This window comes from Pseudomonas sp. 22189 (assembly GCF_052045635.1).
In the GTDB taxonomy this organism is placed as follows: Bacteria; Pseudomonadota; Gammaproteobacteria; order Pseudomonadales; family Pseudomonadaceae; genus Aquipseudomonas; species Aquipseudomonas parakoreensis.
Genome location: NZ_JBQEPG010000001.1, coordinates 250,305 through 267,684 on the forward strand (window position 1 = coordinate 250,305; position 17,380 = coordinate 267,684).

Annotated in this window: 18 protein-coding genes; 15 read left to right on the forward strand and 3 right to left on the reverse strand. The window is 60.2% G+C overall.

Features of this window, described 5'->3' with window-relative positions; genetic code table 11:
* Positions 1-3: 3 nt before the first annotated feature.
* Positions 4-495, reverse strand: coding sequence for a hypothetical protein (locus tag ACTJKS_RS01280; protein WP_440828791.1), 492 nt, complete (start codon positions 493-495; stop codon positions 4-6).
* A gap of 172 nt (positions 496-667) precedes the next feature.
* On the opposite strand from ACTJKS_RS01280, the gene ACTJKS_RS01285 reads away from it, so the two are divergent.
* From ACTJKS_RS01285 to ACTJKS_RS01305, 5 genes are all read left to right on the forward strand, one after another.
* A complete protein-coding gene (locus tag ACTJKS_RS01285) occupies positions 668-1,657 on the forward strand; it encodes a 2-dehydro-3-deoxygalactonokinase (RefSeq protein WP_262949135.1) in 990 nt (329 codons plus the stop codon).
* A 19-nt stretch (positions 1,658-1,676) separates the two neighbouring features.
* Positions 1,677-2,297, forward strand: coding sequence for a 2-dehydro-3-deoxy-6-phosphogalactonate aldolase (locus ACTJKS_RS01290; protein ID WP_108183465.1), 621 nt, complete (start codon positions 1,677-1,679; stop codon positions 2,295-2,297).
* A gap of 48 nt (positions 2,298-2,345) precedes the next feature.
* Positions 2,346-3,494 carry a galactonate dehydratase gene (dgoD, locus tag ACTJKS_RS01295; RefSeq protein ID WP_108183464.1) on the forward strand — a complete coding sequence of 383 codons (1,149 nt, stop codon included), beginning with the start codon at positions 2,346-2,348 and terminating at the stop codon, positions 3,492-3,494.
* A gap of 172 nt (positions 3,495-3,666) precedes the next feature.
* Positions 3,667-4,971 (forward strand): MFS transporter, encoded by a 1,305-nt coding sequence (locus ACTJKS_RS01300; RefSeq protein ID WP_108183463.1) that lies wholly within the window; start codon positions 3,667-3,669, stop codon positions 4,969-4,971.
* A gap of 60 nt (positions 4,972-5,031) precedes the next feature.
* Entirely contained in the window at positions 5,032-5,835 is an 804-nt protein-coding gene (locus ACTJKS_RS01305) for an IclR family transcriptional regulator (RefSeq protein WP_041069258.1), read from the forward strand.
* On the opposite strand, the gene ACTJKS_RS01310 is transcribed toward ACTJKS_RS01305, so the two are convergent.
* Positions 5,832-6,884 carry an NAD(P)-dependent alcohol dehydrogenase gene (locus tag ACTJKS_RS01310; RefSeq protein WP_041069261.1) on the reverse strand — a complete coding sequence of 351 codons (1,053 nt, stop codon included), beginning with the start codon at positions 6,882-6,884 and terminating at the stop codon, positions 5,832-5,834. The two genes, ACTJKS_RS01305 and ACTJKS_RS01310, sit on opposite strands and share 4 nt — an antisense overlap.
* A 190-nt stretch (positions 6,885-7,074) precedes the next feature.
* Here ACTJKS_RS01310 and ACTJKS_RS01315 point away from each other — a divergent pair, with 190 nt between their 5' ends.
* Complete coding sequence (locus tag ACTJKS_RS01315) at positions 7,075-7,965, forward strand: AraC family transcriptional regulator (RefSeq protein ID WP_007961974.1); 891 nt, start codon at positions 7,075-7,077, stop codon at positions 7,963-7,965.
* A 182-nt stretch (positions 7,966-8,147) separates the two neighbouring features.
* On the opposite strand, the gene ACTJKS_RS01320 is transcribed toward ACTJKS_RS01315, so the two are convergent.
* A complete protein-coding gene (locus ACTJKS_RS01320) occupies positions 8,148-9,812 on the reverse strand; it encodes an electron transfer flavoprotein-ubiquinone oxidoreductase (RefSeq protein WP_108183462.1) in 1,665 nt (554 codons plus the stop codon).
* A 525-nt stretch (positions 9,813-10,337) separates the two neighbouring features.
* Between ACTJKS_RS01320 and ACTJKS_RS01325 the strand changes: the two genes are divergently transcribed.
* From ACTJKS_RS01325 to ACTJKS_RS01365, 9 genes are all read left to right on the forward strand, one after another.
* Positions 10,338-11,087: an electron transfer flavoprotein subunit beta/FixA family protein gene (locus ACTJKS_RS01325; protein WP_003226982.1), complete on the forward strand. Its 750-nt coding sequence runs from the start codon at positions 10,338-10,340 to the stop codon at positions 11,085-11,087.
* A gap of 2 nt (positions 11,088-11,089) precedes the next feature.
* Positions 11,090-12,019 (forward strand): electron transfer flavoprotein subunit alpha/FixB family protein, encoded by a 930-nt coding sequence (locus tag ACTJKS_RS01330; RefSeq protein WP_007961977.1) that lies wholly within the window; start codon positions 11,090-11,092, stop codon positions 12,017-12,019.
* A gap of 79 nt (positions 12,020-12,098) precedes the next feature.
* A complete protein-coding gene (locus tag ACTJKS_RS01335) occupies positions 12,099-12,920 on the forward strand; it encodes a substrate-binding periplasmic protein (protein ID WP_198758383.1) in 822 nt (273 codons plus the stop codon).
* Positions 12,921-12,929: 9 nt separating this feature from the next.
* A complete protein-coding gene (locus tag ACTJKS_RS01340) occupies positions 12,930-13,286 on the forward strand; it encodes a DUF4398 domain-containing protein (protein ID WP_047295606.1) in 357 nt (118 codons plus the stop codon).
* Positions 13,283-14,095, forward strand: coding sequence for an OmpA family protein (locus ACTJKS_RS01345; protein ID WP_262949137.1), 813 nt, complete (start codon positions 13,283-13,285; stop codon positions 14,093-14,095). Before ACTJKS_RS01340 ends, ACTJKS_RS01345 begins: the two co-directional genes overlap by 4 nt.
* Before the next feature lie 201 nt (positions 14,096-14,296).
* Positions 14,297-15,736: an aminotransferase-like domain-containing protein gene (locus ACTJKS_RS01350; protein ID WP_003226969.1), complete on the forward strand. Its 1,440-nt coding sequence runs from the start codon at positions 14,297-14,299 to the stop codon at positions 15,734-15,736.
* 79 nt (positions 15,737-15,815) lie between these two features.
* Positions 15,816-16,310, forward strand: coding sequence for a hypothetical protein (locus ACTJKS_RS01355; RefSeq protein WP_041069280.1), 495 nt, complete (start codon positions 15,816-15,818; stop codon positions 16,308-16,310).
* 165 nt (positions 16,311-16,475) lie between these two features.
* Positions 16,476-16,730, forward strand: a complete 255-nt coding sequence (locus ACTJKS_RS01360) for a YkgJ family cysteine cluster protein (protein ID WP_041069283.1) — start codon at positions 16,476-16,478, stop codon at positions 16,728-16,730.
* A 41-nt stretch (positions 16,731-16,771) separates the two neighbouring features.
* Positions 16,772-17,377, forward strand: a complete 606-nt coding sequence (locus tag ACTJKS_RS01365; protein ID WP_041069286.1) for an START domain-containing protein — start codon at positions 16,772-16,774, stop codon at positions 17,375-17,377.
* Positions 17,378-17,380 lie beyond the last annotated feature (3 nt).

A 17,380-nucleotide genomic window follows, 5' to 3' on the forward strand; every position in this document is an offset into this window, starting at 1 on the left:
TCGTCAGGGCGTCGATGTGGTTTTGGCGGTGTCATCATCAGTCATTTCCCAGTTGCCGCTGAGCAACCCATCAAGCGTCTTTCGCACGGAAATCTTGAAAGCCCCGGCCTTCTCTTCATCGAAGGCCGCCTTCCAGTAGGTGTAGCCCTGGCTGAAATCCGGAATCTGCGCCGTTTCTCCCACGCGCCGAGTCAGGCTGCGCTGCAAAGCCTCGGCCTGGAAAGGCAGGTGGGGCATTGCGGTGAACTCGCCTCCGGTGACCGGGTTGATCATCCGAATGCCATCAACGCGGATATGCACGACGGTGCCGTAATGCGGATAACCTTCGATTTTGAGGATGGTCAAGGTCGAGGCTTCTTCACCCGGTCGGGTGTTGTAGGCCCAGATATCGCCCTCCTTGATAGCGGGCAAGGCGCTGGCAATCGCCGCGAAGCAGAGTGCGCCACAGAGCAGTAACGCCGTTAAAGCGGTTTTCATTTTTTCTTCCCTGAACATATCGAGAGCGGTCGTCGCATGGACGCGGCCGGCATTTTAAAGATTTGGCAGAGAAACGCTTGTTACACTTGTAAATCCCATAATATGGGAATGATATTTATATATTGAGATTTTCCTGCGCCAAGGTTTATAGTCCGTCGCACTCACTGCCAAAAACAAAACAGGTGAAGCGATGCAGGCGCAATTGATCGCGCTCGACTGGGGGACGACCTCATTACGTGCTTACAAACTCGCGGCGGGCGGGGTGGTGCTGGAGCAGCGTGCGCTGTCGTCCGGGATCATGCAGTTACCGAAGACGCCGCGAGTCATCCACGGTGGTGAATGCGCCGACGGCTTTGAACTGGCCTTCGAAGAGGCGTGTGGCGACTGGCTTGATGCGCAGCCGGATCTGCCGGTGATCGCCTGCGGCATGGTGGGCAGCGCCCAGGGCTGGCGCGAGGCGGCCTACTGCGAAACGCCGGCAAACGTCGCCAATCTCGGAAATTCCTTACAAACACTGGTCAGTCTGCGCGGCACGCGGGTACATATCGTGCCGGGGGTGATCCAGCGTTCACGCCTGCCGAATGTGATGCGCGGCGAAGAAACCCAAGTCCTCGGCGTACTGCAGAACTTGCCGGCGGAGGCGGGCGGCGATCTGTTGATCGGTCTGCCGGGCAGCCATTCCAAGTGGGTGGAAGTGGTCGATGGCTGCATCACACATTTCGACACCTTCATGACCGGCGAAGTGTTCGCCGTGCTCAGTGAACACAGCATTCTCGGGCGTACCCAGCAACAGGGTGTGGCGTTCGACGGCGTGGCATTTGACCGTGGCGTGCAAGTGGCGCTGTCGGCGGACGGCGAACTGGGCGTGCTCTCCACATTATTCAGTGCACGCACCTTGGGCCTGACCGGCGAACTGGCCCCGACGGCGCAAGCGGATTACCTGTCCGGGCTGATGATCGGCCATGAACTGGCGGCGCTTGCCGCGGTGCAGCGGCGTCGGCGCCACAGCGTGCATCTGCCCGCAATCATCCTTATTGGCAACGCGCAACTCTGCGCCCGTTACGGTCGTGCCCTCGAGGCTTGCGGTTTCGCTCGCGTCACGCTGGCCGAGCAGGCCACCGAGCGTGGCCTGTGGCAACTGGCGCTGGCCGCCGGACTGCTCGATTCCTCATCCCGTTAACCCTGACTGGAGGCCTGACATGCTCAAGCAAGCATTGGCACAAAACGGTCTGATCGCGATCTTGCGTGGCCTGCATCCGCAGGAAGCCGCAGCGGTCGGAGAAGTCCTGTATGCCGCCGGATTTCGCGTCATCGAAGTACCGCTCAATTCCCCGTCGCCGTACGAAAGTATCCGCATCCTGCGTCAGACCTTGCCCGCCGATTGCCTGATCGGTGCCGGCACGGTGCTGACCCCGGAGCAGGTCGAGCGGGTGAAAGAGGCTGGCGGCCAGGTGATCGTCATGCCGCACAGCGATGCCAAGGTGTTGCGTGCTGCGAAAGCGGCGGGGCTTTACCTGTCGCCGGGTGTTGCGACACCGACCGAAGCGTTTGCGGCGCTGGAGGAGGGCGCGGACATTCTCAAGCTGTTCCCGGCCGAGCAGATGGGCCCGGCGGTGGTCAAGGCGTGGCTCGCGGTGTTGCCTTCCGGAACGGTGCTGGCGCCGGTCGGCGGGATCACCCCGGACAACATGCAAGCATTCATCGACGCTGGCGTGAAAGGTTTCGGCCTCGGTTCCGGCCTGTTCAAACCGGGCATGACGGTTGAGCAAGTGACGGCCAATGCCAAGGCCTACGTGGCTGCCTGGAAGGCCCTTCGCTGAGATTTATCCGGCGCTGCGTGCGCTGCATCTAACAAGAGAGACAAACAGATGAAAATCACCAAACTCACCACCTTCATCGTCCCGCCGCGCTGGTGCTTCCTCAAGGTCGAAACCGATGAGGGCGTGACCGGTTGGGGCGAGCCTGTAGTTGAAGGCCGCGCCCATACCGTCGCGGCTGCGGTCGAGGAATTGTCCGACTACTTGATCGGCAAAGACCCACGCAACATCGAGGACATCTGGACCGTGCTGTACCGCGGCGGCTTCTACCGTGGCGGTGCGATCCATATGAGTGCGCTGGCCGGTATCGATCAGGCGCTGTGGGACATCAAGGGCAAGGCCCTCGGTGTCTCGGTCAGTGATCTGCTCGGCGGTCAGGTGCGTGACAAGATCCGCGTGTATTCGTGGATCGGTGGCGACCGTCCGGCCGACACCGCACGTGCCGCGAAAGAGGCAGTGAGCCGTGGCTTTACGGCAGTCAAAATGAACGGTACCGAAGAACTGCAGTTCCTTGATTCCTTCGAGAAAGTCGATTTGGCCCTGGCCAATGTCGCCGCCGTGCGCGATGCGGTCGGGCCGAACGTCGGTATCGGCGTCGACTTCCACGGTCGGGTGCACAAGCCGATGGCCAAGGTGCTGATGAAGGAGCTCGACCCGTACAAACTGATGTTCATCGAGGAGCCGGTGCTCAGTGAAAACTACGAAGCGCTGAAGGAGCTGGCGCCGTTGACCAGCACGCCGATTGCCCTCGGTGAGCGGCTGTTCTCGCGCTGGGACTTTAAACGGGTGTTGAGCGAAGGTTACGTCGACATCATCCAGCCGGATGCCTCACACGCCGGCGGCATCACCGAAACCCGCAAGATCGCCAACATGGCCGAAGCCTACGATGTGGCGCTGGCGCTGCATTGCCCGCTGGGGCCGATTGCGCTGGCGGCGTGTCTGCAACTCGACGCGGCTTGTTACAACGCGTTCATTCAGGAACAGAGCCTGGGTATCCATTACAACGAGAGCAACGATTTGCTCGACTACGTGACGGATCCGCGGGTGTTCGACTACGACCAAGGCTTCGTGAAGATTCCGAACGGGCCGGGGCTGGGTATCGAGATCAACGAGGAATACGTGATCGAGCGTGCCGCCGTCGGCCACCGCTGGCGCAACCCGATCTGGCGCCATGCCGACGGCAGTTTTGCCGAGTGGTGAGTCCCTTCTGACCCACCCAAAATCCATTGTGGGAGCTGGCTTGCCAGCGATGACGGCGGCACATCCGACATTGATGTAACAGATGCACCGCTATCGCTGGCAAGCCAGCTCCCACAGGGTTCGGCGCAAGTTTTACGACTGTCCTCAAATAATCATAAAAAGAGGCACCCCCATGCCAACGCAAACCCTCACCGGGCAGGCGTCTTTAGCCACGCCTAGCCGCAAGCGGTTTTTCATCATGGTGCTGCTGTTCATCACCGTGGTCATCAACTACCTCGACCGCAGCAACCTGTCGATTGCCGCGCCTGCGCTGACCAGCGAACTGGGCATCGACCCGGTTCACGTCGGGCTGATTTTCTCCGCATTCGGCTGGACCTACGCCGCGATGCAGATCCCCGGCGGCTGGCTGGTGGATCGCGTGCCACCGCGCATCCTCTACAGCGTCGCGCTGCTGCTGTGGTCGCTGGCCACGGTGCTGCTCGGTTTTGCCGCGAGTTTCATCGCGCTGTTCGTATTGCGCATGGCGGTCGGCGCGCTGGAAGCCCCGGCCTATCCGATCAACAGCCGCGTGGTCACCACCTGGTTTCCCGAGCGCGAGCGGGCCACGGCGATTGGTTTCTACACCTCCGGGCAATTTGTCGGGCTGGCGTTTCTGACCCCGGTGCTGGCCTGGCTGCAACATGAGTTCGGCTGGCACATGGTGTTTGTCGCGACCGGTGCGGCAGGCATCATCTGGGCGGCGATCTGGTACGCGGTGTATCGCGAACCGCGAGACTTCAAGGGCGCCAACAGCGCAGAGATCGACCTGATCCGCGAGGGCGGCGGACTGGTAGACATTCAAGCGCAAGCAACTAAGGCCTCATTCAGCTGGACCGATCTCGGCATCGTCCTGAGCAAACGCAAGTTGTGGGGCATCTACCTCGGCCAGTTCTGTCTGAACTCGACGCTGTGGTTCTTCCTGACGTGGTTCCCGACCTATCTGGTGAAATATCGCGGCATGGACTTCATCAAATCCGGCCTGTTGGCGTCGCTGCCGTTTCTTGCCGCGTTCATTGGCGTGCTGTGTTCGGGGTTCTTTTCCGACCTGTTGATCCGCCGTGGCTGCAGCGTCGGCTTTGCGCGCAAGTTGCCGATCATTGGCGGGCTGCTGATTTCCACCTCGATCATCGGTGCCAATTTCGTTGAATCGACACCGCTGGTGATTGCCTTCCTGGCGCTGGCGTTTTTCGGCAACGGGCTGGCGTCGATCACCTGGTCGCTGGTCTCGACCCTCGCTCCGGCGCGGTTGCTGGGGCTGACCGGCGGGGTGTTCAACTTCATCGGCAACCTGTCGGCAATTGCCACGCCGATTGTCATCGGTTTCCTCGCCAGCGGTGATTCGTTCGCCCCGGCGATTACTTACATCGCGGTTCTGGCGCTGATCGGTGCATTGTCCTACGTGCTGCTGGTGGGCAAGGTCGAGCGTATCGAGTTGTAGTCGTCTGCGTCGGGCGACCATAATGCCGCCCGTTCCCTCGCTCAACGGTAAAGGCTGGATATGCAGGAAGACGCCCCGGAAAAAACCAAGGACGCCGCACCCACCGGCACCCAGACGCTGCTTCGCGGCCTGGGCGTGGTGCACGCGGTGGCCAGTGGCGCCCGCGATCTGAAAGAGATTGCCCGGCTGATCGGCACCACGCGCAGCACCACCCATCGTCTGGCCAGTTGCCTGGTGGACGAGCGCTATTTGCGCGTAGTGCCGCAAATCGGCTATCTGCTGGGGCCCAAGCTGATCGAGCTGGGGTTTCAGGCGCGTGAAGAGTTGCCGCTGGTGAGTCTGGCCGGGCCGTATCTGGACGAGTTGTCGGCGCTGACCGGCGACACCGTGCACCTGGGCATTCGCGAAGGCGATGAGGTGTTGTACCTGCTGAAGAATCCGGGGCGCAACGGCCCGGAAATGCGTTCGCGTGTCGGCCACCGCATGCCCTTGGCGCGCACCGGGATCGGCAAGGCGTTGATGCTCGATGATGCACCGCAGGATTGGCAGCGCCTGTACGACATCAGCCTGCCGGCGGGTGGGAAAAGTCAGTTCTGGCCGCAGCATCCCCAGCAATCGTGGGAACAGCTCGAGCAGCGCATGACCGAGTACGTGGCCGGCGGCTACGCCTTCGATCTGGAGGACAACGAACCGTCGATCCGCTGCGTGGCGGCGCCGATTCGCGATGCGAGCAAGCGCATTGTCGCGGCGATCAGCATCGCCAGCACCGTGCCGTACATGCCGCTGGAAAAAATGGCCGAGCTGATCCCCCTGATCAAAGGGGTCACAGCCCGGCTCTCGGCGGAGCTTGGCTTGAAGGTTTAAAGCTTCAAGGTCGCCATGTCGATCACGAAGCGGTACTTCACGTCACCGGCAATCATCCGCGCGTAAGCTTCGTTGATCTGGCGGATGTCGAGCATTTCGATGTCGCAGGTGATGTTGTGCTCGGCGCAGAAATCCAGCACTTCCTGGGTTTCGGCGATGCCGCCGATCAGCGAACCGGCCAGTACGCGACGGCCCAGCACCAGGTTGGCGGCGTGCACGGGCGGGTCGATCGGTTCGATCAGGCCGACCAGGATATGCACGCCATCAAAGCGCAGGGTTTGCAGGTACGGGTTGAGGTCGTGCTGCACCGGAATGGTGTCCAGCAGGAAGTCGAAACGGCCCGCAGCGGCGGCCATTTGCTCGGCATCGGTGGAGACGATCACATGATCGGCGCCCTGACGACGGCCTTCTTCGGCCTTGCTCGCCGAACGGGTGAACAGCGTGACTTCCGCACCCATGGCCTTGGCGAACTTGATGCCCATGTGGCCGAGGCCGCCCATGCCGAGAATCCCGACCTTGTCGCCGGCCTTGACCCCGTAGTGCTTGAGCGGCGAGTAGGTGGTGATGCCAGCGCAGAGGATCGGCGCGGCGCTGGCCAGATCCAGCTTTTCCGGAATGCGCACCACGAAGTGCTCGCTGACCACGATGCTGTCCGAATAACCGCCCATGGTGTTGCTGCCGTCGACCCGGTCAGGGGTGGCGTAAGTCATGGTCGGGCCTTCGAGGCAGTATTGCTCGAGGTTCTGCTGGCAGGCGGCGCAGGTGCGGCAAGAGTCGACCATGCAACCGACACCGACCAGGTCGCCGACTTTATGTTGAGTGACGTTGGCACCGATGGCGGTGACTTTGCCGACGATTTCGTGGCCGGGCATCAACGGATACACGGCGATGCCCCATTCGTTGCGCGCCTGGTGGATGTCGGAGTGGCAGACGCCGCAGTACAGGATCTCGATCGCCACGTCGTCGGCGCGCGGGCTGCGGCGTTCGAATTTCATCGGGGCGAGGGGAGTGGTGGCCGATTGAGCGGCATAACCGATAGCGGTGTACATGAGAAACCTCGCAGAAGCAGTGACAGGTGAGGTGGCGCATTTTGGGCGCCGACTGCCGCTGCGGCCATGACGATTCCTCCGGGTCTCATGCCTAATCCTCCGGCATGCAGGTCTGGGCAAGCGCATTGGCAAAAGGATCTGCGATGATGCTTGCATGCCTTTTTCCGTGACTTTTTTGAAGACCCCTCCGATGCAGTTGACTCGCCACCTTGATGCCAATGCCACGCTGGTTTCGCTGATCGAGCCGCTGGCGCTTTGCGACGGTTACAGCCAGACCGGGTTACCCGGTGTGCAGGTGTTGCGCGCCAGTTGCGACGTCGCGCGTGGCCCGCACATTTATGAGCCGAGCCTGATGATCATCGCCCAAGGCAGCAAACTGGCGTTCCTCGGCCCGCGCACCATGGAATATGGCGCCGGGCACTACCTGATTCAGGCGCTGCCGGTGCCGTTCGAGTGTGAAACCTTTGCCTTGCCGGATGCGCCGTTGCTGGGTGTGTCGGTGGCCATCGACCGGGTGTTGCTCGGCGAACTGGTGCTGGCCATGGGGCTGGCGCCGGGGCGGCACATTCCGGCGCAGACACCGGAGTCGATGACCTCGGTGGTGCTCGACGATGATATGCGCGGCTGTGTCGAACGCTTGCTGCGTTGCCTGCACGATCCGCTGGAACGGCAGATTCTCGGACCGGCGCGGGTCCGCGAATTGTTGTTCACTGCGTTGCGCGGGCCGCAGGCCGATGTGTTGCGCGCACTGGTCGAACAGCAGGGGCAGTTCGCCCGGGTCGCGGCGTCAATCAGCCATCTGCATGCGCATTACACCGAGCCGCTGAATGTCGAGACGTTGGCCAGTTGCGCGAACATGAGCGTGTCGTCCTTTCACGAGCACTTCAAGCGCAGCACGCTGTTGTCGCCGGTGCAGTATCTCAAGCGCCTGCGCCTGCTCAAGGCGCAGACCTTGCTGGTCGCCGAAGGGCTGGGCGTGGCGCAGGTGGCGCATCGGGTGGGGTATCAGAGTACGTCGCAGTTCAGTCGTGAGTACAAGCGCTACTTCGAGCGTAGCCCTGGTGATGAGCGCGTTGCCTGAGAGTTTGCGTAACCCTGTGGGAGCTGACTTGCCAGCGATGGCGGTGATCCAGGCTGCCAAGATGTCGACTGACACGGCCCCATCGCTGGCAAACCAGCTCCCACAGGGGATGATGTGATGCATTAAATTTTGGGCAACAAAAAGGCCCCCATTTCGGGAGCCTCGTTGTTCAGCGATGCGACTTACATGTTCGGGTAAGTCGGGCCGCCAGCGCCTTCCGGCGTGACCCAGGTGATGTTCTGCGAAGGGTCCTTGATGTCACAGGTCTTGCAGTGCACGCAGTTCTGGGCGTTGATCTGGAAGCGCTTTTCACCGTCTTCCTTGGTGATCACTTCATATACACCGGCCGGGCAGTAGCGCTGTGCCGGTTCGTCGTACATCGGCAGGTTGCGGCTCAGCGGAATGCTCGGGTCGGTCAGCTTCAGGTGGCACGGTTGCTCTTCTTCGTGGTTGGTACCGGAGATGAACACCGAGCTCAGTTTGTCGAAGCTGAGTTTGCCGTCCGGCTTCGGATAGTCGATCTTCTTGCAGTCGGCCGCGAGCTTCAGGCAGGCGTAGTCCGGTTTGGTGTCGTGCAGGGTGAACGGCAGTTTGCCGCCGAAGATGTTCTGATCCAGCCAGTTGAAGCCACCGCCGACAATCGCGCCGAACTTGTGGATCGCCGGGCCGAAGTTGCGGCTGGCGAACAGTTCGTCGTAGAGCCAGCTCTTCTTGAACGCGTCGACGTAAGTGGTCAGCTCTTCAGTGCCATCCTTCTCGGCGAACAGGGCGTCGGCCACCGATTCAGCGGCGAGCATGCCCGACTTCATTGCGGTGTGACTGCCTTTGATCTTGGCGAAGTTCAGGGTGCCGAGGTCGCAGCCGATCAGCGCGCCGCCCTTGAAGACCATTTTCGGCAGCGAGTTCAGGCCACCTTTGCAGATGGCGCGGGCGCCGTAGCTGACGCGCTTGCCGCCTTCCAGGTACTGCGCCAGCACCGGGTGATGCTTGAGGCGCTGGAACTCGTCGAACGGCGACAGGTAAGTGTTGCTGTACGACAGGTCAACGATCAGACCGACCACGACCTGGTTGTTTTCCAGGTGATAGAGGAACGAGCCGCCGGTGTTTTCGGTGCCCATGATGTCCAGCGGCCAACCGGCGGTGTGCACCACCAGGCCTGGCTGGTGTTTGGCCGGGTCGATTTCCCAGATTTCTTTCAGGCCGATGCCGTAGTGCTGGGCGTCGGCATCGCTGTCGAGGTTGTAGCGCTTGATCAGTTGCTTGCCGATGTGGCCACGGCAGCCCTCGGCGAACAGCGTGTACTTGCCACGCAGTTCCATACCCGGGGTGTACAGGCCTTCTTTCGGGTTGCCTTCACGGTCGACGCCCAGATCACCGGTGATGATCCCGCGCACGATGCCGTTTTCGTCGATCAGCGCTTCCTGAGCGGCGAAGCCCGGGTAGATTTCCACGCCCAGGTTCTCGGCCTGCTGGGCCAGCCAGCGGCACAGGTTGCCCAGGGAAATAATGTAGTTGCCTTCGTTGTGCATGGTCTTGGGCACAAAGAAGTCAGGGATTTTCTGCGCGCTGTCGGCGTTTTTCAGCACGAAAATGTCATCGCGGGTGACCGGGGTGTTCAGCGGGGCGCCGAGTTCTTTCCAGTCCGGGAACAGTTCGTTCAGAGCGCGTGGTTCGAACACGGCACCGGACAGGATGTGTGCGCCGACTTCGGAGCCTTTTTCGACCACGCAGACGCTGATTTCCTTACCGGCTTCGGCGGCCTTCTGCTTCAGACGGCAGGCGGCGGACAGGCCAGCGGGGCCGGCACCGACGATGACCACGTCGAATTCCATGTATTCGCGTTCCACAGGCTATCTCCTACTCAAGGCTCAACAGTTTTTTTTCTAATTTGGAGGTTCGGTGTCGCATCCGTTATTGCCTTTACGTTAACGTCAAGGGTAATAATGGGCAAACCACCTTTCTCTCTAGGCGGCGCATTATATCTACACCACTCGGAGCGTCCAATACAAACGTTTGTTTGAATCGGCTCCAGCCCAGAGAAATCAAAGAAGCGCGGCTTATGAACGGCCATTTTGCCGTATTGACCGGAATAGGCGTTCCGGTCAAGATACGGGCGGTTTTGCGCTCGCCGTAGGCAGACTGGCGGTTTCAAGAGCACCTCTAAAGACAGGGCACAGGCAGTTCAAGGTGATGCGCAGCGCAAGTCCGGCGCGCAGTTTACACACCGTGCGATTCAATGACCCGTTGGTCACCACTGACGAACGGTCATCGCCCCCAGCCGGCGTTTTTAGAGGTGCCCTTGTGCCCGATGAGCATCAACCGCCAGGTTCGCCTAGGCGACTTTCTTTTCACCGGAGAGTAACGAGGAATCCATGAAGGTTCTTGTAGCTGTCAAACGCGTTGTGGATTACAACGTCAAGGTTCGCGTCAAGGCGGACAATTCCGGCGTAGACCTCGCCAACGTCAAGATGTCGATGAACCCGTTCTGCGAAATCGCAGTGGAAGAAGCCGTACGCCTGAAAGAGAAAGGTGTTGCGACTGAAATCGTCGTCGTCTCCATCGGCCCGTCCACCGCTCAGGAACAGCTGCGTACCGCACTGGCTCTGGGTGCCGACCGTGCCATCCTCGTCGAATCCGCTGAAGACCTGACTTCGTTGGCCGTGGCCAAGCTGCTCAAGGCTGTGGTAGACAAGGAACAGCCTCAGCTGGTGATCCTGGGCAAACAGGCGATCGACAGCGACAACAACCAGACCGGCCAGATGCTCGCTGCACTGAGCGGCTACGGTCAGGGCACTTTCGCTTCGAAAGTCGAAGTCTCCGGCGACAGCGTTGCCGTGACCCGTGAAATCGACGGCGGCGCGCAGACCGTTTCCCTGAAACTGCCGGCCATCGTCACCACCGACCTGCGTTTGAACGAGCCGCGTTACGCGTCCCTGCCAAACATCATGAAAGCCAAGAAGAAGCCTCTCGAAGTGCTGACTCCGGACGCTTTGGGCGTTTCCACCGCCTCCACCAACAAGACCCTGAAAGTCGAAGCGCCGGCTGCACGCAGCGCGGGTATCAAGGTCAAGTCGGTGGCTGAACTGGTCGAGAAACTGAAAAACGAAGCGAAGGTAATCTAAAAATGACTATCTTGGTAATCGCTGAACACGACAACAAAGTGCTGGCCCCGGCCACGCTGAACACCGTGGCTGCTGCTGCCAAAATCGGCGGCGACATTCACGTACTGGTTGCAGGTCAGGGTGCTGGCGCCGTGGCTGAAGCCGCGGCGAAAATCGCTGGCGTGAGCAAAGTCCTGAACGCTGACAACGCTGCTTACGCGCATCAGTTGCCGGAAAACGTAGCTCCGCTGGTTGCAGAGCTGGGCAAGGGCTACAGCCACATCCTGGCTGCCGCCACGTCCAACGGCAAAAACATCCTGCCGCGCGTTGCCGCTGCACTGGACGTTGACCAGATCTCCGAGATCATCTCGGTAGAAAGCGCCGACACCTTCAAGCGTCCGATCTACGCCGGTAACGCCATCGCTACCGTGCAATCGACCGCCGCGATCAAAGTGATCACCGTGCGTGCCACCGGTTTCGACCCGGTTGCTGCTGAAGGTGGTTCGGCGGCTGTTGAGGCCGTTGCTGCTGCGCACGACGCCGGCACTTCCAGCTTCGTCAGCGAAGAACTGGCCAAGTCGGATCGTCCTGAGCTGACCGCTGCCAAGATCGTCGTTTCCGGCGGTCGCGGCATGCAGAACGGCGACAACTTCAAACACCTTTACGCCCTGGCCGACAAGCTGGGCGCCGCCGTCGGTGCTTCGCGCGCCGCGGTCGACGCAGGTTTCGTACCGAACGACATGCAGGTCGGTCAGACCGGCAAGATCGTTGCGCCACAGCTGTACATCGCCGTCGGTATCTCCGGCGCGATCCAGCACCTGGCCGGCATGAAAGACTCCAAAGTGATCGTTGCGATCAACAAGGACGAAGAAGCGCCGATCTTCCAGGTGGCCGACTACGGTCTGGTGGCGGATCTGTTCGAAGCAGTCCCTGAGCTGGAGAAGCTGGTCTAATCCGGCGGCTTCACTTATAAAGAGCCCGGCCTTCTGGTCGGGCTTTTTTTTGTCTCGAATTTGAGTGGGAGCGTTTGCCATGGATCTGCGCCGCAGGTTGTTATTGGGATTGATCCTGTTGCCGGGGATGGCTGCGGCTGCCGGCAAATGCGAGCGCTTGGTCGTCACCGGCAGCCCGGATGCGCCGCCGTATCTGTGGCAGGACCCACAGAACCCCAAACATCTGATCGGCGCCAGTGCCGACCTGTTGCAGCAAGTGGCCAAGGATCTGGGGATCAAGGTCGAGCTGCTCTACGCCGGCAAACGCGCGCAGGCCCTCGACGAAGTGCGCAGCGGGCGCATGGACATGCTGGCGGACACGCCGCTGATGTTCAATGAGCTGGAGAACCTCGACTACGTCTATCCACCGTTGCTCGAAAACGACTACCTGGTGTGGACGCGCAAAGGCTCGACGCTGGTCTACAGCGAGGCCAGGGATCTGCACGGGCACGCTGGCGGGTTGTCGGAAAAGTCTCGAATGACCCAGGCTTTTGGCACCTTCGCCGAGCAGAATCTGACCCTGACCCGGACGGCAAACATCACTCAGGCCTTTCAGAAACTTCTGCTGGGCGAAGTGGAATATGTACTCGCTGGGCGCTATTCGGGCATGGCTGCCGCGCAGGCATTAGGCATGGCCAATGATCTGCTGGCGTTCGAACAGCCGATCGACCGACCGGGATTGTTCCTCGCGGTTTCGCATAACTCGGCCTGCAACGATCCGTGGTTGCGCGGACAGCTCGCTAAAAAGATGACAGAATTGCCCGCGTCCGGACTGACCGAGGCCGCGCTGCAACGCAATATCGAGCGCTGGAAGGCCCAGCAGCAACAACCGCAGCCACCTGTCAGTGCCCCAAAACAGTAGGGATTCTTAGTGAGTATTCGACCTCTTTTCGCGGCCATGGCCGTTCTGGCCCTGGCCGGCTGCGCCAACGATCCGGCACCCCATGAGCAAATGCGCCTGACCGAGCAGGCCATCACCCAGGCCAAGGCTGTCGGTGCGACCGCCGATGAAATGCCGGAAATGAAACTGGCCGAAGACAAGTTCAACCGGGCCAAGGGCAACATGACCGACGAGTCTTTCAAGAACGCCCGCATGCGCGCCGAACAGGCCGAGCTGGATGCGCGTCTGGCCGAAGCCAAAGTGCTGACGCAAAAAAGCGAAGAGCAACTCAACGTGCTCAACACCCGCATCATCCGTCTGCGCAAGCAACTGGGAGATGCCCAATGAGCCTCAAGTCCAAAATCCTCGGCGGGATGATTCTGGCCGGATGCGCAAGCCTCTATGGCTGCGCCGGTCAACACGGCGAAGCCGCATTGCAACAGGCTGGCAGTGACTTTCAGAAGGTCAAGGAAGATTCCAATGTGCTGCGTATCGCGCCGAAGGATGTGATCCGCGCCGGTGAGTCGCTGGCCCGCGCCGATCGCCTGTCCACCTATTGGGGCAGTGGCGCGGACGTGGTGCATTACGCCTACTTGAGTCAGCGCTACAGCGAAATCGCTCGCGAACACACCCATCTGGTGCTCAACGAAGAGCGCGCGGCGAAGCTTGAACTGGAGCGTCAGCGTCTGCAGCTGGCCCTGCGCGAGTCCAAACTGCTGAGCGTGCAGCAGCAGGGTAAATGGCTTGAGGAACAGATCGTGGCGTTGGCCACTACGCAGACCGATCGCGGCCTGGTGATGACCCTCGGCGATGTACTGTTCGACACTGGCGAGGCGGAGCTGAAGAACTCGGCCAATCGCGTGGTGTTGAAGATTGTGCAGTTCCTGCAACTCAACCCGAAACGTGTGGTGCGTATCGAGGGTTACACCGACAGCACCGGTGGCAAACAGGAAAACCTCAAGCTGTCGCGTGATCGCGCGCAAGCAGTAGCTGATGTGTTGATGGACCTGGGGATTGAGGACAAGCGGATTCAGGTCGAAGGTTACGGTGACGAATACCCGGTAGACGCCAACGCTTCCGAGCGCGGTCGGGCACAGAACCGTCGGGTGGAAATTGTCTTCTCCGACGAAAAAGGCCAGCTCGGCGCCGCCCGTTGAGGGCTGCGTCTCTGGAAAGCCCGGCCTGTCATGCAGCGCCGGGCTTTTTTACGACTGTCGAATAGCACGCAAATCCGTACAGTTTTGGCTGACACTGCACTGTACGGTCGACTATGGTGGCAACTGTCCCAGTACACTTCTAAACTGTTCCGGTATTGTTTCACACAAGAATAAAATGCCCGTGAAATCGAGTGCTGCGTCATGACCAACCTCTTGCTCTACCAACGTATTGCTCAACAATTGGCGGAAGACATCCGGCGCGGTGTCTATCAACCCGGAGAACGCGTGCCGTCGGTGCGCAAGATGAGTTCGCAGCTCAATGTCAGCCATGCGACGGTGTTGCAGGCTTATGCCAATCTCGAAGATCAGGGCCTGATCCGCGCACGGCCGCAATCCGGTTACTACGTGCACCAGACCCCGGCACTGACGGCGCCGACCCCGGACATCGCCCGGGTCGAGCGCCCAGGCCTGGTCACCCGCGCCAGTATCATTCAGCAAGTGTTGGTCGAGTCTCGCCGCGAGGGGGTCTTCCCGTTGGGCGCTGCGGTGCCGAGTGTCGATTACCTCCCGGTTCGCGCACTGCATCAGCAACTGGCCAAGGTCACCCGATTCCACAGCCCACGCGCCTTCAGCTACATGTTCAGCCCGGGTTTCGAACCGTTGCGCCGGCAGGTGGCAATCCGCATGCGCGACGCCGGGGTGGTGGTCGATCCGTCGGAAGTGGTCATTACCCACGGCTGTGTCGATGCGCTGCAGATGTCGCTGCGGGTACTGACCCGTCCGGGAGATCTGATCGCTGCCGAATCGCCGACCTATTACGGTTTGCTGCAACTGGCCGATCTGTTGGGCCTGAAAGTGATCGAGATCCCCAGCGATCCGGCCACCGGCATGAGCCTCGAAGCCTTGCAACTGGCGGCCAACCAATGGTCGATCAAGGCTTTGGTTCTGACCACGCGCCTGAGCAATCCGCTGGGCGGCACCATGCCGGAAGAACGGCAGAAACAACTGCTGCGTCTGGCCTCGGACTTCGATATCCAGATCGTCGAAGACGATATCTATGGTGAGTTGATGTTCGAACAGGGCCGCACCAAAGCCCTCAAGGCTTACGATCGACTGGATCGGGTGATTTACTGCTCGAGCTTTTCCAAAACATTGTCGCCGGGCGTGCGCGTCGGCTGGATGATTGCCGGCAAATATCAGCAGGAAATCCAGCGTCTGCAGACCTTCACCACGCATTCGGCGTGCAGCGTGACGCAGATGGCGATTGCCGCTTATCTGGAAAATGGCGGTTATGACCGGCATTTACGGTACATCCGCCAGGAATACCGGAAAAATCTCAGCGCGTTCCAGTTGGCGGTGCAGCAGTACTTTCCCGAAGGTACACAGATGACCCGGCCCACGGGCGGTTTCATCCTCTGGGTGAGTCTGCCGGGCAGGGTCAATACCCAGGAATTGCATGTCCGCGCATTGCAGCAGGGCATCAGCATTGCACCGGGGCTGATCTTCAGTAATACCGAGCAGTTCAATCACTGCATCCGCCTGAACTGCGGCACACCGTGGAATCGCGAGGCGGAAAGGGCGCTGATGACCCTCGGTCTGCTGGCGACTCAACTGTGTCAGGAAACGGCTGGCGGTTTCTGAACGGGGGGGCGCGTCGTGCTTGTCTTGTGACGCTCAACAGGCGAGCATATGGCCCTCTGCCGTTAGTGTTGTAGGGTTCATGAAAGCGATTTTGCCTGCTGCCTGGATATTGCTTGGTGTGTTGATGATGGGCCATGCGCCCGGTGTCATGGCAGCTGCCGTTCAGGAAAAGCCCGCAACGTCCGCGCCGGCAAACAAACCGGCGGCGAGCAAAAAAGCCGTTGCGGATAACAAAGCTGCGGCTAAAAAAGCCCCACAGAAGAAAGCCGCCGCGGTGAAGAAACGGCCCCCGGTCGCGTCCAAGTCGAAACCGGCCAGTGAGGTGGTGAAAACCAGATTGCCGCCGGCCAAGCTGGATCTGAGCCTGCCCAAGGACATGGTCCAGCAGCTAAAACCCGCCGGTACTGTATCGCTGCCCAAACACGAGGCGATCCTGCCGCAGATGTTCGGCGAGAAAAACAGCGGCTTCCAGCTCAATGGTCGCCTGCTCAGCAACGAAATGCAGTTGCAGCTGCGCAACGATGAGCGCCGTGATATCGAAGGCGCAGCACTGGATTTCGAGTTCAAGCAATAAATTCAATCGATCCGTGACCCGCGAACCAGACGCTTTGTCGGAGACTGGTCAGTCACATTCAGTTATCGGTAAAAACCCCGGTGCAGGGAATTTGAAACAACCGTTTTAGCGGTTACTCTGTCCGTGTCTCATTAACACATTGCCCGTCGCGAGGACTTGCTCGTCATGAAATGCCGTGAAGGCTGTGGCGCTTGCTGTATTGCCCCCTCCATCAGTTCTGCCATTCCAGGCATGCCCAACGGCAAACCTGCCGGCGAACGTTGCGTGCAACTCTCGGTCGAAAACCTGTGCAGCATTTTCGGCCAGCCGGAGCGTCCGGCGGTTTGTTCAGGATTTGCCGCCGATGTCGAAGTCTGCGGCAGCAGCTCCGAGGAAGCGATCAAACTGATCGGCTGGTGGGAGCAGATGACGGCGGCGTGATGTGTCAAACGAACGGAACTTCAACAATAAGGAATAAGACTATGGGTTCGCTGCATCGTATCGCTGTGTTGTGTGGTTTGACCGCTGTGCTGGCTACTTCGGTGGCTCAGGCCGAGGACTGGAAGGTTGCCAAGGAACAGGACGGGATCAAGGTCTCGCTGGCTGAAGTACCGGGCTCGGATTACAAGTCCTATCAGGGCGTGACTCTGATGAAGACCACCGTGGCCAAACTGCGTGCCTTGCAGGAAGACGTGTCCGGAGCCTGTGCGTGGATCTACGAGTGCAAGGCCCAGAAGCTGCTCAAGCACGAGGGCGATCAGAGTTGGACCTATACGCAGTTCAACACGCCGTGGCCAGTCACTTCGCGTGATTCGGTGCTGCACATCACCACCGTGGAAGGTGCCGATGGCAGCCTGACCCGCAACCTCGAGGGTTTGCCAAAGTACGTTCCTGAAGAGAAAGGTTTTGTGCGCGTCACTCAGGTCAAAGGCTTCTGGAAGTTCGTGCCGAAAGGTGATCAGGTCGAAGTGACCTATCAAGTGCACACTGAGCCAGGCGGAAGCGTACCGGCCATGGTTGCCAACAAGTTTGTGGTTGATGCGCCGTTCAACACCCTTAAAGCCCTGAAAGAGCGCGCCGAGAAGTAATCC

What these genes read in the sequence shown, in the direction of transcription:
- ACTJKS_RS01280 (WP_440828791.1), bottom strand. Translation starts at nt 495, where the DNA reads ATGTTCAGGGAAGAAAAAATGAAAACCGCTTTAACGGCGTTACTGCTC.
- ACTJKS_RS01285 (WP_262949135.1), top strand. Translation starts at nt 668, where the DNA reads ATGCAGGCGCAATTGATCGCGCTCGACTGGGGGACGACCTCATTACGT.
- ACTJKS_RS01290 (WP_108183465.1), top strand. Translation starts at nt 1,677, where the DNA reads ATGCTCAAGCAAGCATTGGCACAAAACGGTCTGATCGCGATCTTGCGT.
- dgoD (WP_108183464.1), top strand. Translation starts at nt 2,346, where the DNA reads ATGAAAATCACCAAACTCACCACCTTCATCGTCCCGCCGCGCTGGTGC.
- ACTJKS_RS01300 (WP_108183463.1), top strand. Translation starts at nt 3,667, where the DNA reads ATGCCAACGCAAACCCTCACCGGGCAGGCGTCTTTAGCCACGCCTAGC.
- ACTJKS_RS01305 (WP_041069258.1), top strand. Translation starts at nt 5,032, where the DNA reads ATGCAGGAAGACGCCCCGGAAAAAACCAAGGACGCCGCACCCACCGGC.
- ACTJKS_RS01310 (WP_041069261.1), bottom strand. Translation starts at nt 6,884, where the DNA reads ATGTACACCGCTATCGGTTATGCCGCTCAATCGGCCACCACTCCCCTC.
- ACTJKS_RS01315 (WP_007961974.1), top strand. Translation starts at nt 7,075, where the DNA reads ATGCAGTTGACTCGCCACCTTGATGCCAATGCCACGCTGGTTTCGCTG.
- ACTJKS_RS01325 (WP_003226982.1), top strand. Translation starts at nt 10,338, where the DNA reads ATGAAGGTTCTTGTAGCTGTCAAACGCGTTGTGGATTACAACGTCAAG.
- ACTJKS_RS01330 (WP_007961977.1), top strand. Translation starts at nt 11,090, where the DNA reads ATGACTATCTTGGTAATCGCTGAACACGACAACAAAGTGCTGGCCCCG.
- ACTJKS_RS01335 (WP_198758383.1), top strand. Translation starts at nt 12,099, where the DNA reads ATGGATCTGCGCCGCAGGTTGTTATTGGGATTGATCCTGTTGCCGGGG.
- ACTJKS_RS01345 (WP_262949137.1), top strand. Translation starts at nt 13,283, where the DNA reads ATGAGCCTCAAGTCCAAAATCCTCGGCGGGATGATTCTGGCCGGATGC.
- ACTJKS_RS01350 (WP_003226969.1), top strand. Translation starts at nt 14,297, where the DNA reads ATGACCAACCTCTTGCTCTACCAACGTATTGCTCAACAATTGGCGGAA.
- ACTJKS_RS01355 (WP_041069280.1), top strand. Translation starts at nt 15,816, where the DNA reads ATGAAAGCGATTTTGCCTGCTGCCTGGATATTGCTTGGTGTGTTGATG.
- ACTJKS_RS01360 (WP_041069283.1), top strand. Translation starts at nt 16,476, where the DNA reads ATGAAATGCCGTGAAGGCTGTGGCGCTTGCTGTATTGCCCCCTCCATC.
- ACTJKS_RS01365 (WP_041069286.1), top strand. Translation starts at nt 16,772, where the DNA reads ATGGGTTCGCTGCATCGTATCGCTGTGTTGTGTGGTTTGACCGCTGTG.